Origin of the sequence: Paenarthrobacter sp. 4246 (genome assembly GCF_040546855.1) — a bacterium.
GTDB lineage: Bacteria > Actinomycetota > Actinomycetes > Actinomycetales > Micrococcaceae > Arthrobacter.
The window spans coordinates 1-14,539 of the sequence record NZ_JBEPOP010000012.1; the positions used below are offsets into that span (position 1 = coordinate 1).

The following is a 14,539-nucleotide window of genomic DNA, read 5'->3' on the forward strand; positions in this document are numbered from 1 at the left end:
CGGGAGGGTGTGGGAGAGTAGGACACCGCCGGACAACCATTAGGCAAGAGCCCCGACCACAGGTCGGGGCTCTTCCCCTTTAACCACCCAAACACACCCCCGAGCGACAACAAGACAGAGCCGCCTCGGGGGTGGCACAGGAGCATCCTTCAGCCCGGAAGATCCCGTGAACTCCAGAAATCGGCCAAGTGAGGCGCTAGCGCTTTGCCCTGCTGAAATCCTGCTCGGGCCGCTGACGGACGCAAGGACAGGTCCATCGCATTGACGCCGAACATATGCTCGGATTCACGGTTGGGAAAGATCGTTTCAACCTTACTGCCGTTGGCTTGCAGCGCGTCCACCTGTCCAGAGAGGTGCATGCCCCACTCCAACGGAGTCCTCGTACGGCCGCCGAAGGGGGCCAACACCAGCACGCGTGAATACCCGGCTGCCAGGCCTGCGTTCTCGGCGTTGGCGCGGTATCCGCCGTCGATGTATTGGTTGCTGCCGATGCTATAGGCGAAGCCGCTGGCGCAGCTGGCGGCAACCGCGTCTACGAGATCCACTCCGCTGTGGCGGTGGAATACCACCGGATCACCTGTCCGGGCATCCACCGCGGTCAAGAGCATTGCCCGTTCCGGCCACTGCGCTTGGGGCAAACGGCTTGCCACCGTGGCACGCCATCGTGCGCTGGAGCCTTCCATGGCTTCTGCCATGTCTATGGCTGCTGCCCCCAACCGCCGGCGCATATCTGCCATGTCCGTGGAAGCATTCATGATGTTGCCGGTTCGTTCCATCTGGTCCACTACCGGCCTGGCGCCAGACCCAGCCACGCCAGACTGCACGTGGTTGGCCGGTTCCGGCAGGGCTGCGCCAACGATGGCATCGAACAGCTCGGTTGGGGTCGCACCGGACAGTTGGGCTGCGGCGGTTGACCCTGCTGAGGTGCCAATGGTCAGGGCTGCGGTGGTCACGTCCAGCCCGGCGTCGAACAGGCCGGCGATGACTCCGATCAGCCACGCATTTCCGGTTGAGCCGCCGCCACCCAGGACCAAGGCTCGTTGGGGTGCCGCCGGTCCCGCTACGGCCCAATCGGCGTCGACGTGCGGCTGGGACTGGACGGGCGCCGGTAACCCGGGAACCGTCGTCGGGCTGGCGTTAGGTGATGAAGAAGTTGTTGTGTTCAAGGAAGTAGCCTTTCGCGAAGTGCGTGAAGGGCGCTCCCACTGGCGACTGGCTCAGTCGCGGGATCGTGGACTGCAGGGAGCGCCCACTATGGATACTGCATTCATGGGTCTCACCTCCTGCCAAAAGTTCACGATCACGCGAAAAGTTATCACTCCTTAGCCACCTGCGCAATTGTCGGGGCCGGCGCCGGTAGAGTCTGGGGATGAATCTCACACGGCAGGTGTCCCCAGGCGCGGGCAGAGCGGGCGGGGAACGGGTGAATCTGCGCCCTCTTGAGCTCTCAGACGCCTCAGACCTGGCTGACGCTTACCTGCGCAATAGAAGACATTTGGAGCCATGGGAGCCAACCCGTGGAGATGACTTTTTTACCGTGGCCGGGCAGGAGGCTTCGATACGAGCCAAGGTCGGCCACTATGCCGCTGGCAGCGAAGTGCCGTGGGTCGTCACCGACAGCCGGGGAATTCAGGGGATGATCACTCTGACCGGCATCGTCCGCGGCCCTTTCCAGAACGCCAACCTGGGCTATTGGATTGATGCGGAATGCACTGGCAGGGGTTTGGCGTCGGGCGCGGTCGCCACCGTCGTGAGTATGGCAACAGAGGAGCTCGGCCTCCATCGGGTCCAAGCCGCGACACTGCTCCACAACACAGCGTCCCAAGCTGTCCTCAACCGGTGCGGCTTCGAACGGATCGGCGTTGCGCCCGCCTACCTTCACATCGCGGGGGAATGGCAGGACCACGTTTTGTTCCAGCGCGTCCTGTTCTGACGGCGGACAGTAGGAGGTCTGATGGGGCAGCGAGGGCGGTCGGCCAACGCCGTAGGGTACGCCAAGGGCGTAAAGCACCCCTAAAAACCCCGAAAATCCGGTGATTTTGGTCAAAAAGGCGCGGAAACACGCGGAATTTGCTGGCCATGTCAGCCCAAGCTGGTAAGTTTTCGAACAGTGGCTTGCTCGCATTCCGCTTGAAAGCTCAAAAACGTATGAGTCCAGGAGGACGTAAATGGCTAAGAACCGTAGTGAACTCGTTGCAGAGGTAGCAGGCAAGGCTGGCACCAGCCAGGCAGCAGTCAACTCTGTGCTCGATGCACTGTTCGAAGTTTTCGAGACTTCTGTCGCCGCCGGCGAAAAGATCACCATCCCGGGCTGGCTCGCAGTTGAGCGCACCGACCGTGCAGCTCGCACCGGCCGCAACCCGCAGACCGGCGAGACCATCCAGATCGCGGCTGGCCACAGCGTCAAGCTGACCGCTGGCTCCAAGCTGAAGGCTGCTGTCGCAAAGAAGAAGTAACTACTCTTCGGCGAACGCCTGGAAGGGACGGCAACCTGATGGTTGCCGTCCCTTCTGCTTTCTACATATCCACATAGCACCCGTGATCCACATAGCACCGTCCCGATTCGCAGCCTTGCGACAGGTAGCGGACAATGGATGAGTGCCATCAGCAAGAAATTCCGCAACTGCCCCTTCGCCTCTTCCCACGCCGGGAGCGCGGGGAGGCACTACAGTCGCGGGGATTTCCGTGCCGTGGCAATTGGCCGGCCTGGCGGCGCTGTTCCTGACGCTTGCCGCGGCCCTCATCTTCTCAGGTGCTTCCGCAGCACGGCAGGTCTCCGACCCCGGCGAGTTGGTCCGGTGGGGCCTTCCGATCGCAAAGGCCATCCACAACGTCTCAGTTGCAACCGTGGTGGGCGGATTGATTTTTGCCGTCGGCATCTTGCCTAAGAACCTCGGTGGTTCGCGGTCCCGCGAGAAGGACGTTGACGCACCCGAACACCCCGCTTTTGCCCGGGCCCTCGCCGTAGCCGCAGCCGCGGGAGCGGCATGGACATTGTCCGCAGTGGCAGTCCTCGTCCTGACCTACGCAGACGTAGCGGGGCAAAGGCTCTCGGGCGACGCCGAGTTCACCCGTTCGCTGGTGTACTTCATGACGGACATCGAGACGGGCAAGGCCTGGCTCGCCGTCACCATCATCGCCGCAGTGGTCACTACCGCGCTGTTCGGGGTGAGATCTTTGACCGGGCTGGCGTTCACTCTCCTGCTGGCCTTGATCGGCCTCATTCCCACCGCCTTGATCGGACACTCGTCGAGTTCCAGCGACCACGAAGGTGCCATCAACTCGCTGGGACTCCACCTCGTAGGGGTCTCCACGTGGGTGGGCGGAATCATCATGCTCGCTGTCCTCTCCGGGATCCTCACGGGTTCCCGGAACAAAGGAACGCCGGACATCACCGAACAAACCCTCCGGCGTTTCTCGGCCCTGGCCGGCTTCGCCTTCGTGCTGGTGTTCGCCTCCGGCGTCATCAATGCCGCCATCCGCGTCACCAACCCCGCGGACCTGTTCGGCTCCCCGTACGGCCAACTCATCGTCGCGAAATCCTTGGCCACGCTGGTGCTGGGTGGCATCGGGTTCATGCACCGGCAGTGGGTCATTCCCCAGCTCGGCAAGAACGGATCCATGTCTGCCCGCCGCGTGCTGTGGCAACTGGTTCTGGTAGAGCTGCTGGTCATGGGCGCGACGTCGGGACTTGCCGTTGCGCTGGGACGCTCGGCTCCGCCTCAGCCCACCACCTACGCGCCTGATGCATCGCCGTCGTTCATCCTCTCCGGCTACGAGCTCCCACCGGAACTTACTCCGGAACGCTGGCTGACCGAATGGCGTTTCGACTGGCTGTGGGTTGGAGTGGCGCTGTTCGGTGCGGTCACCTACATCATGGGCATCATCAAGGTCCGCAAACGCGGAGACCAGTGGTCATGGTTCCGGTCAGTGAACTGGCTGATCGGCCTCGTGGTGCTCACGTACATCACCTCCGGTCCGCCTGCTGTTTATGGCCGAGTACTGTTCTCAGCGCACATGGTGGACCACATGGCGCTGACCATGGTTGCCCCGATCTTCCTGGTTCTGGGCGCACCCGTCACGCTTGCCCTGCGGGCACTGCCTTCCAGGGGAGAGGGAGCCCACGGCTCACGGGGACTTCGCGAATGGTTGCTGCTGTTTGTGCATTCCAGGTTCTCGCAGATCGTCACGCACCCGTTGTTCGCCGCGGCAAACTTTGCGGGCTCCATCGTCCTCTTCTACTACTCGGACCTTTTCGGCCTGGCGATGCGCGAACATGTGGGCCATGAGCTCATGAACCTGCACTTCCTCCTGACGGGCTACATCTTTGTACTGAGCATGATTGGCAGCGATCCTCTGCCACGCCGTGCTCCCTACCCGATGCGCCTGCTCCTCCTGTTGGCCACCATGGGCTTCCATGCGTTCTTCGGGGTGGCCATCATGGGTGGCACCGGGCTGTTGGCCGCCGACTACTTTGGAAACCTGGGCCGGGCCTGGGGTCCTTCAGCCATCGGGGACCAGCAGTTGGGCGGCGCCGTTGCATGGGGCATCGGCGAAGTACCCACGCTGCTGGTGGCGATCGGAGTGGCCGTGATGTGGTCCCGCTCGGATGAACGGGAGACCCGCCGCGTTGATCGTGCCGCGGACAGGAATAACGACGCCGACCTGAGCGCTTACAACGATATGTTTGCCCGGCTCGCTGACCGCGATGCCAAAATGGCAGGCCGCACTGCCCAGCCTTCCAGGACGGTCGAACCATCCCGGACCGCCCAGGCTGAACGCGGCGACGCCGAGAGCAGCAATGACGAGCGCGGCGACGTCGAACGCAACAATGTCGAACGCCCAGACTCTGCAGTGCAGACTGAACCGAACACCAAGCTGGAAGGACGCTGATGAGCGAAACCGTACGCACCCAACTCCGGGTCCGGGCCTCCGAACTGGAGGGCCGCGGCTGGCTCAACACGGGCGGCAAATCTTTGGACCTGGAGTCCTTGCGCGGCAAGATCGTGCTGCTGGACTTCTGGACCTTCTGCTGCATCAACTGCCTGCACGTTCTTGACGAACTGCGCCCCCTCGAGGAGAAGTACTCGGACGTCCTGGTAACGGTGGGCGTACATTCGCCCAAGTTTGAGCACGAAGCAGACCCCGTAGCGCTGGCATCGGCCGTTGAGCGCTACGAGATCCACCACCCGGTCCTGGACGACCCGGAACTCGCCACGTGGAAGGCCTACACGGCCCGTGCCTGGCCCACGCTGGTGGTCGTCGACCCCGAGGGATACATCGTGGCCCACCTCTCCGGTGAGGGCCACGCTGACGGACTGGCTGTCCTGCTGGAAGAACTCGTAGCCGAGCATGAAGCCAAGGGAACCCTTCATCGCGGCAACGGCCCCTACGTGGCTCCCGTGCCGACGTCGGGCACTTTACGTTTCCCGGGCAAAGCCACGCAGTTACCGAACGGCAACTACCTCGTGGTGGACTCAGGCCACCACCGCCTGGTGGAGCTTCGCCCGGACCTGGAAACCGTAGAGCGCGTCATCGGCTCCGGCACCAAAGGGTACCTGGACGGCCAAGCGGAGATCGCACAGTTCAACGAGCCCCAGGGCGTCGCGCTGCTCCCGTCGGAGCTCGCATGGAAACTGGGCTACGACGCCGTGGTGGCCGATACCGTCAACCACCGCCTCCGTGGAGTGACACTCAGCTCCGGTTACGTGCAGACAGTCGCCGGGAACGGTGTACAGCGGTTGCTCGACGCCGGACCCGCCCGAGTGACGGACACGGGCGCCGGTACGTGGTCCGAACATCACGACGCCGGCCCGGCTGATTTCGCGGCCGATGCCATCGATGTAGGGGCGCTGGGTCTGGGTACCGAGGTTTCCCTGTCCTCACCGTGGGACGTGGTGTGGAGCGAGAAGCTGCAGCGCGTTGTCATCGCCATGGCCGGCACACACCAGATCTTCGCCTTCGACCCCCTGGGCAATGAGGTTTCCATCCTGGCCGGCTCCGGTCTGGAGGGCCTGCTGGACGGCAAGGCTGAAGAAGCCTGGTTCGCCCAGTCCTCCGGATTGGCGATCGACGCCGACGGCAACATCTGGGTTGCGGACTCGGAAACGTCGTCCCTTCGCCGGCTGGTGCTGAACGACTCCGGCGTCACCGTGGAAACTGCGGTAGGCAAGGGGTTGTTCGATTTCGGCTTCCGTGATGGCGACGCCGCTGAAGCCCGGTTGCAGCACCCCTTGGGTGTCACCGTCTTGCCGGACGGTTCTGTAGCCATCGCAGATACTTACAACGGTGCCGTCCGCCGGTACGACCCCGCTACCAAGTCGGTGTCCACGTTGGCGAGAGGCCTCGCTGAGCCGAGTGACGTCGTGGTGGTTCAGGTGGAAGGCAGTGAGCCGCTCCTTGTGGTGGTGGAGTCCAACAAGCACCAACTGGTCCTGGTCCCGATCCCCAAGGAAGCCCAGCAAGTGGACGAGGGCGCCTCACAGACGCATCGTCCCAAGAGCCCGGTGACCCCCGGCCCGTTGGAACTGGCCGTCCGCTTCACGGCGCCGACCGGCCAGAAGCTGGACGACCGATGGGGCGACCCCACGCAGATGAAGATCTCCTCCACCCCGCCGGAACTGCTGGTCTCCGGGGGCGGAACATCGGTGGGCTTGCTGCGCACCCTGGAATTGTCCGCCGACGTTCCCGAAGGCATCCTTCACATCACCGCCCGCGCGGCTGCTTGTGATGGACCTGAAACCGAGGACGGCGAAATCCCGGACCACGCCGCCTGCCACCTCTACCAGCAGGACTGGGGCATTCCGGTAGTCCTGCAGGCCGACGGTGAGTCCGAGCTGGTGCTGGATCTGCGTGGCATGGACTGAGCGCAACTGACCGAAACGGCCCGGGCCCACTCCTCAAGGGGTTGGCCCGGGCCTTTTTCATGCCCTGAAACTGGTCAAAGGCCGGCGAGTGCGGCAGGTGAGTGCGGCGGACTTGGCTAACGGCAGGCCAGTGCGGCGAGCCAGGGAAACTCAGAAAGTCAGCATCGGGGTGACTGTCACAGTGTCGGCGTCGACATCCAGTTGGGTGGTGAAGCTGAAATCGTGCTCAACGCTGAGGTCGTTGACGTACCCGGTGAACAGGTTGATTTCCCGGGCGGTCAGGGTGGCCTTGCCGTTCAGGGGAGCCACCACCCATTTGCCGCCGAAAGGTTCGATGGTGATCTTGGGGTAATCCGTGATGGCCCACTTGATGGTTCCGTCCACCACACGGGCGTTGCTGGCGTGGTAGAACGGGCAATCGGGCTGGAGTCGCTGCTGTTCGGTGGCCTGCGCCGCGCAGCTGTCCAGGAATTCGCGGACCTTCCCGGCGACGGCCTCGTTCATGGACTTGGTGGAGCGCGTCTGCAGGTTCAGGGGAGCCTGGCCGCCGTCGCGCGTTGATACGAGGGCCGAGGTGGGCGGCGCCTCGAAGAAGGTCCCGTTGAGGCTGGCCTCGTACTTGCCGGGGAAGAAGACAGCAAAGGTGTTGCGGCCATTGGGCATATTCACGGGCACACCGTTGAGGGTGGCTTCGCTGGCATTGACCACCGTGACCTCAATGGTGGGCAACGTGGTGGGCACGAACGCCCACTTGGCGAAGAACAGCCACTGAGTCCCTGTGCGTTCCATCAGGAACTCTGTGTGGAGTTTGCTGCCGTCCAGGGTGTAGTCGACGGGGACTGCCACGCGGTTGCTGCCCCGCGATTCAGGGTTCCCCACTGTGACGTCGGACATCTTGGAAGCGGCCGTTTGCAGGGCCGTGCCGTCCAGCATGGCGGCGTTCGAGCTGGGCACTTTGGCCCGCAGGAGGCCCAGCGCTTCTTCGCCTTCGCCCTTTTGCAGCGCCGCCAAGTACTCCTTGACGGGCTGTTGTGGGCTGGCCACCGACGAGCTCACCAAATTGATGCAGACGATGGCCCCGGCGGCAGCAAGCATCAGACCGAGCAGCCATCCGGCTGCGGTCTTGACGAACGCTTGACTCAACTGCACGCCCTTTACGTTACCTGCCGCGGCAGCGATCACTGTGCAGGAAGGCCCCGATATGACGTATGTCCACCGATTGGAGAAGGCGCGGCGGCGGGCGGCAGCAGGCATTGCTGCCATCCGGCGTCGTACTTGTGGCAGTCAGGCTGGACTAGCGACGCCGCCGTGAGGAGGTGCCGAAGACGCCGCGCATGAGGTCACGGCCCAACTGCGTGCCCATGGACCGGACCATGCTTTTTAGCCCACCACCGAGCGCCCCACCGAGGGCTCCGGCGATGTCTCCGAACATGCCATCCTGCGGAACTGGAGCTGGAGCAGGAGCGGGGAATGACTGAGTCGACGAGGGCCTCGAACTGGGACGGCCGAGGATCTCTTCTTCGATGCGGCGCGCTTCGGCGTCGATGTCGGTCTGTGAGACACCGGAACTCCCAGGCGCCCCGGAACCCCCGGAAGATGAAGCAGGCACCGGCGGCAGCCCGGGGGCAGCATCGCCGGTGGATACGGCGGCTTGGCTATTCAACTTCTCGTACGCGGAGAGGTTGTCCACGGCGGTGCCGTATTTCACCAGCAAAGACGATGCGGCCACGGTGCTCTTGATGAGGTCGTCCGCGCTGGGACCCATGACGGACTCCGGTGCGCGGAGCCGGGTCAAAGCAACCGGTGTGGGCGCACCCTTCTCATTCATGACAGTGATGACGGCCTCGCCGATGCCCGCGGAGGTGAGCGTCTCTTCGAGGTCGTAGTCACTGACGGGGAACGTGGACACGGTGGCCTTCAACGCCTTGGCATCCTCGGGGGTGAAGGCGCGCAAGGCGTGCTGGACACGGTTGGCAAGCTGGCCCAGGACGTCAGCAGGAACATCCTTGGGTGTTTGGGTGACGAAGAAGATGCCCACGCCTTTGGAACGGATAAGCCGGACGGTGGTGGTGATGGCCTCAAGAAATGCCTTGGAGGCGCCGTTGAACAGCAGATGGGCCTCGTCCAGGAAGAAGACGAGTTTGGGCTTGTCCAGGTCGCCGGCTTCGGGGAGGTCTTCGAAAAGGTCGGCCAGGAGCCACATCAGGAACGTGGAGAACAGTAAGGGCTTGGTTTGCAGCGTAGGCAATTCAAGGCAGCTGATCACGCCCCGGCCATCGGGCGCTGTGCGGAGGAGCTCTGCGGTATCGAACTCGGGCTCGCCGAAGAACTTCTCCATGCCTTGGGCTTCCAAGCCCACAAGTTCGCGCAGGATCACGCCGGCTGTTGCTTTGGAGAGCCCGCCAAGGTTTGCGAGTTCGGCCTTGCCTTCGTCCGAGGTCAGGAACTGGATAACCGCTCGGAGGTCCTTGAGGTCGATCAACTCCAGGTTGTTCTTGTCCGCGAAGTGGAAAATCAGTTGGAGACTGGATTCCTGCGTGTCGTTCAAATCCATGATGCGCGAGAGCAGGATAGGCCCGAACGAGGTAATGGTGGCGCGGACGGGGATGCCGTTGCCATCCCCACCGAGGGAGAGGAATTCAACCGGAAAATTCTTGGCTTGCCAATCCTGCCCCAGCGCCGACGTGCGTGCGGTCAGCTTCTCACTGCCGGTGGCGGGCGTGGCCAGTCCTGACAGATCACCCTTGATGTCCGCGAGAAAAACCGGAACACCCGCCGTCGATAACTGCTCGGCAATCATGTGCAGCGTGACCGTCTTGCCGGTGCCCGTGGCGCCGGCCACCAGCCCGTGCCGGTTCATCATGGCGAGCGGGAGCCGGACCTGGGCCTCTTTGTGGATTTCACCGTCCACGATCGCGGCGCCCAGCTCGATGGTGGCACCTTCCAAGGTGTACCCCTGCTGGATAGTGGCGAGTTTTTCGGCAGTTGTTGCAGTGGATTTGTTGGCCATGCGCATAGCTTAGCTGTGCACGGCAAGATCCTTGCTGAACGCCAAATGCTTGATTTCCTCGGGGTCCGCGGCGAGGTCGAACAGTGCCTTATAGCCCGTGGCGAGGTAGAGGTTTTTCGCCTCCGGCTGGCGCGGGCCAGTGGTGAGATAGAGCTTCCGGTAGCCGCGTCGTCGAGCCTCATTTTCCAGTTCCGTCAGGACCAGCCGTGCCAAGCCGCGACGTCGGTGGGCCGAGTGGGTCCAGATCCGCTTGAGCTCGGCAGTGTGGTCGTCATAGCGGCGGAACGCGCCACCGGCCACTGACTCGCCGTTCTCCTGGATGATGATCAGTGCGCCGTGCGGAGCTTCGAATTCCTCTGCGGGGTACCGGTTCAGTTCCTCCGCGGCACCGCCGGTGCCGAACAGGTTCCCGTACCGGGTTTCGTATTCCACGGCGAGCTCGTCCAGGAGCGGACGGACACGGGGATCGCGCATGGGCAGGGTCAGGACGGTCAGGCCCGACGTCGGCAGGGTTGGCGTTGTGGTCATGTCAGGCCTTTCGTAGGGCGCCGGTAAGTTCACGGGTGGTGGTCAGGGTCTCCAGGATCCTCCGTGCCAGGGCGTCGTTCTCCCGGAAGGGTGCTGCGTTGGTGTTGGGCCGTGCAAATGCCCCAGCGCCCCAGCCGGACGTCCACGGACCCACCGCGAACAAACCCCTCTGAGGTGTACCAACAGGGGACAGGACCTGGTGATTCCCGCAGACCAGCAGCTTTCCGGTCGAGTGTGCACCCTCGGAGGTCAGGAGCCGTTGTTCGGTGCCCCATCCGGCGTCGTGGAGGTCCGCCAACGCGGGGTTAGCGGACCGTTCCACCGAAGCGGCAGGCAGCCGCGCCTCAATATACGCAGCGGCGTCCACCACCACGGGCGATTGGAACGAACCGGCCACGAACCTGCCCATGGCATCATCGGCGCGGACCCACATCCCGGGACCCAGGAACTTCAGGAATCCGGCCCGGTGCAATGCCAGCATCTCGCGGAGGCGGTGGGAGGGCGGCCCGGAGTCGACAAAGCTGAAGAAGCCGTGCCACCACCCGTGGATGGCCTGCTGGGAGCGGGCGTTGAGCCGTTCCTGAGGGACGAGACGCCCGAGGTCCATGTATACGAACAGCAAGGCGGTGAACAGGGCGAGCGTCTCGGAGTGGTCGGGACTGGTGCGCAGGTCAAGGTCGCGCTGGATATACGAGACTACCGAACGCTGCACGGTGTCATGATCGGCGAACGCGCAGCCGCTCAGGGGATGGTCGAGCTTTTCGAGATCAAGGCGCAGGGCGGGGTCCGGCACGGAGAATCCCACCAGCTCTTCCCGGGCAGCGCTGTACCAATCAAGGGCGTCGAAACGCGACTCAAAACTGGTCCAGGTCCCCAGCACCCGTGACGGGTAGCCGGTGAAGAGCTCTCGGTAGTACGCGTAGCCAGCGTCCTTGGCGATCAAGGGCCACAGGTGTTTGCGGAAATCCAGTTCTTGGTGCTCGGCCAAGAGCACATCGATGGCCTCGGCGGTGAAGTATCTGGGCCGGGCGATCGGCTTGCCGCGAAGGGCGGAGGAGATCTTGGAGTGGAACGGTACACCGCGCCGGGACCCCGCCCAGACCCGCGGTTCGGCGCCGGAGGCTACGTAGTCCAGGTGGCCGTCCGACGTTTCTTCGAAGCGGCCACCACGGCCCTCGAACAACAACACCAGCAGGTCCACGAACGCCAGGCCCATCCCGGAAACGATCACGTCTTGGCCGGGTTCAATCGCGGAGTAGTCCACGTCCGTGGTGTACGACGGCGGCGCATGGAACCCGCCGTGCCGGGCGGCGAACTCGCTGAGGCGGGCAGACTCGGGGTCGGGAACTGAATCGGTGTGGCCCAGTGCGTAGACCACGACGTCGGCAAGCACCTCGGCGCCGGAAGCCAGCCGCACGCGGTGAGGGGCGTCGTCGGACCCAGCCGAAATGCCGTCCGGGACGGCGGAAGCGGCGTCCGTAACATAACGCTCGACGGCGGTGGCCGTGTCGCGGTGCACGGTCACCGTCACCTCGGGGCCGAGGGAGCTGACGGCCCGGCCGAAGAACCATTCAAGGTACTTGCTCTGGAGTTGCCGGGTGGGAAAGGAAGCCGGCGTCAGGGAGCGGAGCTGAGCCAGCAGGTGCGGCTCCAGCGGAGGAACATCCCGGATGCTGCCGTCCAGCACGCCCGCCGCCCACGTGGACAGCCCGGGTCCGTCAATCGATGGCCCATCGCAGGCCACGGAGGCGTCCGTAAACATGGTGACGTCCGCAGCCGTGGAGTTCAGCAGCAGCCCGGGATCCTGGTCATAGCGCCAGATCCTCCCGGAACCGGGTTGGTGGGGTTCGATGACGTGGATGTGCAGAGGGCCGGGAAACAGCGCAGGACGGTTGGCGGCAAGCCGTTCCAGGACGCCGGCGGTACGCGGGCCGCCGCCAATGAAGGCGATGGCTGGAACTCGTGACGGCATGGGATCTCCTGAAAAGCAGTGGTGTGGTGATGCCCAATCTAGGGACGAAGCAGGCCGCTGGTCGAGGCGGTGGTCACGGCCGTTCACCACGCGTCACGTCACGTTAAGGCGCGCAAAGAAGGGACGCATATGGCGCCTGATGACGGCGATTGTGACGTTGTACGAACCCCTGCGAAGCCGCACGAAGTCCAGTGAAGAAGTGCAAAATCCCGCCTTGCTGCCGGGTTTCGCGCGGCCCTAGATTGGCAGCCATCCGATAGACAACAACCGATCTGAAATGAGGTGGCGCATGAGTGCAATCGCACCGCCTGCCACGGCGGAAACTGCACCGCCCACCCCGGACTACTCCGAGTACAAGGTGGTTCCGGCCCGGCACCCCTGGCGTTGGGTAGGCACCGTACTGGTGGCAGCCGGTGTCGCAGCCATTGCCTGGTCACTGGTCACCAACCCCCGGTGGGAGTGGGGAGTGGTGGCCGAATGGTTCACCGCGCAGTCGGTGGTCAACGGACTCATCGAGACCCTCAAGCTCACGGCTATCTCCGGGGTCCTCGGCTTCGTCCTCGGTTTCATTTTGGCCCTCATGCGCCTGTCCGCCTCACCGCTGCTGGTCTCGGTGTCCTGGACGTTCTCCTGGATCTTCCGCTCCACGCCGCTGCTGGTCCAGCTTCTGCTTTGGTACAACCTGGGCTACCTCTACGAGAAGATCAGTCTGGGCATTCCGTTCACGGACGTCCGCTTCTTCGAAGCCCAGACCACCACGCTCATCAGCCAGTTCGCTGCAGCCGTCCTGGGCCTCACCCTGAACCAGGCGGCCTACTCCGCCGAGATCATCCGCGGCGGCATCCTTTCCGTAGACCAGGGGCAGCTGGAGGCGGCCTCGGCCCTGGGCATCCCGGCATGGAAGCGTTCCACCAGGATCGTGCTTCCCCAGGCAATGCGGGCCATCCTGCCCAACGCGTTCAACGAGATCATCGGCCTGGTCAAGGGCACCTCGATTGTTTACGTCCTGGCCTACTCCGAACTGTTCTACACGGTCCAGGTCATCTACAACCGGACCCAGCAAGTGCTTCCCCTGCTGCTGGTGGCCACTCTCTGGTACGTGGTGATCACCTCGGTGCTGAGCGTTTTCCAGTACTACATTGAGCGCCACTTCTCCAAGGGCGCCCTGCGGACCCTGCCGCTCACCCCGCTGCAGAGGGCCAGGAAGTTCTTCACCACCCACGTTGCTGCCACTCCCACGAAGGACGCCCGATGAGCATCATTGCTGCACGCAAGGAACCCACCCGGGAAGAAGGCACGACGGCGGCACAGCCTGCCGCTGAAGCCCCGGCTCGCGATTCGGCCGGCACAGTTCCAGCCGGCACAGCCCCGGCTGCCACCCGTGGCCAGGTGGACATCACCAACGTCCGCAAGTCCTTCGGCGCCACGGAAGTCCTCAAGGGTGTTTCCTTGTCCGTCCCGCCGGGCGGCGTTGCCGTGATCGTCGGTCCTTCCGGTTCGGGCAAGTCCACCCTGTTGCGCACCATCAACCACCTGGAAAAGGTGGACGGCGGCTACATCACCATCGATGGCGAACTGGTGGGCTACGAAGTCCGCGGCAACAAGCTCCATGAGCTGCGCGAGAAGGACATCCTCAAGCAGCGCACCCACATTGGCATGGTGTTCCAGAGCTTCAACCTGTTCCCGCATCTCACTGCCCTGGAGAACGTCATCGAGGCGCCCATCGTGGCCCAGAAGCGCTCCAAAGCCGAAGCCCGGAAGCGGGGGTTGGAACTCCTGGACCGGGTGGGCTTGAAGGATCGTGCCGACGCCTACCCGCGCCAGCTTTCCGGCGGCCAACAGCAGCGTGTGGCGATTGCCCGGGCGCTGGCACTGGATCCGAAGATCCTGCTCTTCGACGAGCCCACGTCAGCTTTGGACCCGGAACTCGTCAACGAGGTCCTGGACGTCATCCGTGAACTGGCCAAGTCCGGCACCACGCTGATTGTGGTCACCCACGAGATGGGCTTTGCCCGGGACGTCGCGGACACCGTGGTTTTCATGGACCAAGGCCAGATCGTCGAGTCCGGCACCCCGCAGGACATCTTCGCGAACCCCCGCGAGGAACGTACACGCAGCTTCTTCTCCAAAGTCATCGAACCAGCTTTCAACATCTAGGACACG

At 63.7% G+C, this 14,539-nt stretch carries 11 protein-coding genes; 6 read left to right on the forward strand and 5 right to left on the reverse strand.

Features of this window, described 5'->3' with window-relative positions:
- Positions 1–149 precede the first annotated feature (149 nt).
- Positions 150–1,166 (reverse strand): patatin-like phospholipase family protein, encoded by a 1,017-nt coding sequence (locus tag ABIE35_RS19100; protein WP_502921396.1) that lies wholly within the window; start codon positions 1,164–1,166, stop codon positions 150–152.
- Positions 1,167–1,369: 203 nt separating this feature from the next.
- Here ABIE35_RS19100 and ABIE35_RS19105 point away from each other — a divergent pair, with 203 nt between their 5' ends.
- The 4 genes from ABIE35_RS19105 to ABIE35_RS19120 all read left to right on the forward strand — a co-directional run bounded on the left by ABIE35_RS19105 (position 1,370) and on the right by ABIE35_RS19120 (position 6,866).
- Positions 1,370–1,933 (forward strand): GNAT family N-acetyltransferase, encoded by a 564-nt coding sequence (locus ABIE35_RS19105; protein ID WP_354517389.1) that lies wholly within the window; start codon positions 1,370–1,372, stop codon positions 1,931–1,933.
- A 235-nt stretch (positions 1,934–2,168) separates the two neighbouring features.
- A complete protein-coding gene (locus tag ABIE35_RS19110) occupies positions 2,169–2,456 on the forward strand; it encodes an HU family DNA-binding protein (protein WP_011776355.1) in 288 nt (95 codons plus the stop codon).
- A 142-nt stretch (positions 2,457–2,598) separates the two neighbouring features.
- On the forward strand, positions 2,599–4,893 hold the full coding sequence (locus ABIE35_RS19115; RefSeq protein WP_502921397.1) for a bifunctional copper resistance protein CopD/cytochrome c oxidase assembly protein: 2,295 nt from the start codon (positions 2,599–2,601) through the stop codon (positions 4,891–4,893).
- Positions 4,893–6,866: an NHL domain-containing thioredoxin family protein gene (locus tag ABIE35_RS19120; protein ID WP_354517393.1), complete on the forward strand. Its 1,974-nt coding sequence runs from the start codon at positions 4,893–4,895 to the stop codon at positions 6,864–6,866. The genes ABIE35_RS19115 and ABIE35_RS19120 overlap by 1 nt, the downstream gene beginning before the upstream one ends.
- Before the next feature lie 150 nt (positions 6,867–7,016).
- Here the strand turns inward: ABIE35_RS19120 and ABIE35_RS19125 are convergent, their stop codons facing one another.
- The 4 genes from ABIE35_RS19125 to ABIE35_RS19140 form a co-directional block, all read right to left on the reverse strand.
- Positions 7,017–8,045, reverse strand: a complete 1,029-nt coding sequence (locus ABIE35_RS19125) for a hypothetical protein (protein ID WP_354517584.1) — start codon at positions 8,043–8,045, stop codon at positions 7,017–7,019.
- 115 nt (positions 8,046–8,160) lie between these two features.
- Positions 8,161–9,882 carry a helicase HerA-like domain-containing protein gene (locus ABIE35_RS19130; protein ID WP_354517395.1) on the reverse strand — a complete coding sequence of 574 codons (1,722 nt, stop codon included), beginning with the start codon at positions 9,880–9,882 and terminating at the stop codon, positions 8,161–8,163.
- Positions 9,883–9,885: 3 nt separating this feature from the next.
- The gene (locus tag ABIE35_RS19135) at positions 9,886–10,404 is read right to left on the reverse strand and encodes a GNAT family N-acetyltransferase (protein WP_354517396.1); all 519 of its coding nucleotides are present in this window, start codon (positions 10,402–10,404) and stop codon (positions 9,886–9,888) included.
- A 1-nt stretch (position 10,405) separates the two neighbouring features.
- The gene (locus ABIE35_RS19140; protein ID WP_354517398.1) at positions 10,406–12,376 is read right to left on the reverse strand and encodes an FAD/NAD(P)-binding protein; all 1,971 of its coding nucleotides are present in this window, start codon (positions 12,374–12,376) and stop codon (positions 10,406–10,408) included.
- Positions 12,377–12,665: 289 nt separating this feature from the next.
- On the opposite strand from ABIE35_RS19140, the gene ABIE35_RS19145 reads away from it, so the two are divergent.
- Together ABIE35_RS19145 and ABIE35_RS19150 are read left to right on the forward strand one after the other, a co-directional pair.
- The gene (locus ABIE35_RS19145; RefSeq protein ID WP_354517400.1) at positions 12,666–13,631 is read left to right on the forward strand and encodes an amino acid ABC transporter permease; all 966 of its coding nucleotides are present in this window, start codon (positions 12,666–12,668) and stop codon (positions 13,629–13,631) included.
- On the forward strand, positions 13,628–14,533 hold the full coding sequence (locus ABIE35_RS19150) for an amino acid ABC transporter ATP-binding protein (protein WP_354517403.1): 906 nt from the start codon (positions 13,628–13,630) through the stop codon (positions 14,531–14,533). The genes ABIE35_RS19145 and ABIE35_RS19150 overlap by 4 nt, the downstream gene beginning before the upstream one ends.
- Positions 14,534–14,539 lie beyond the last annotated feature (6 nt).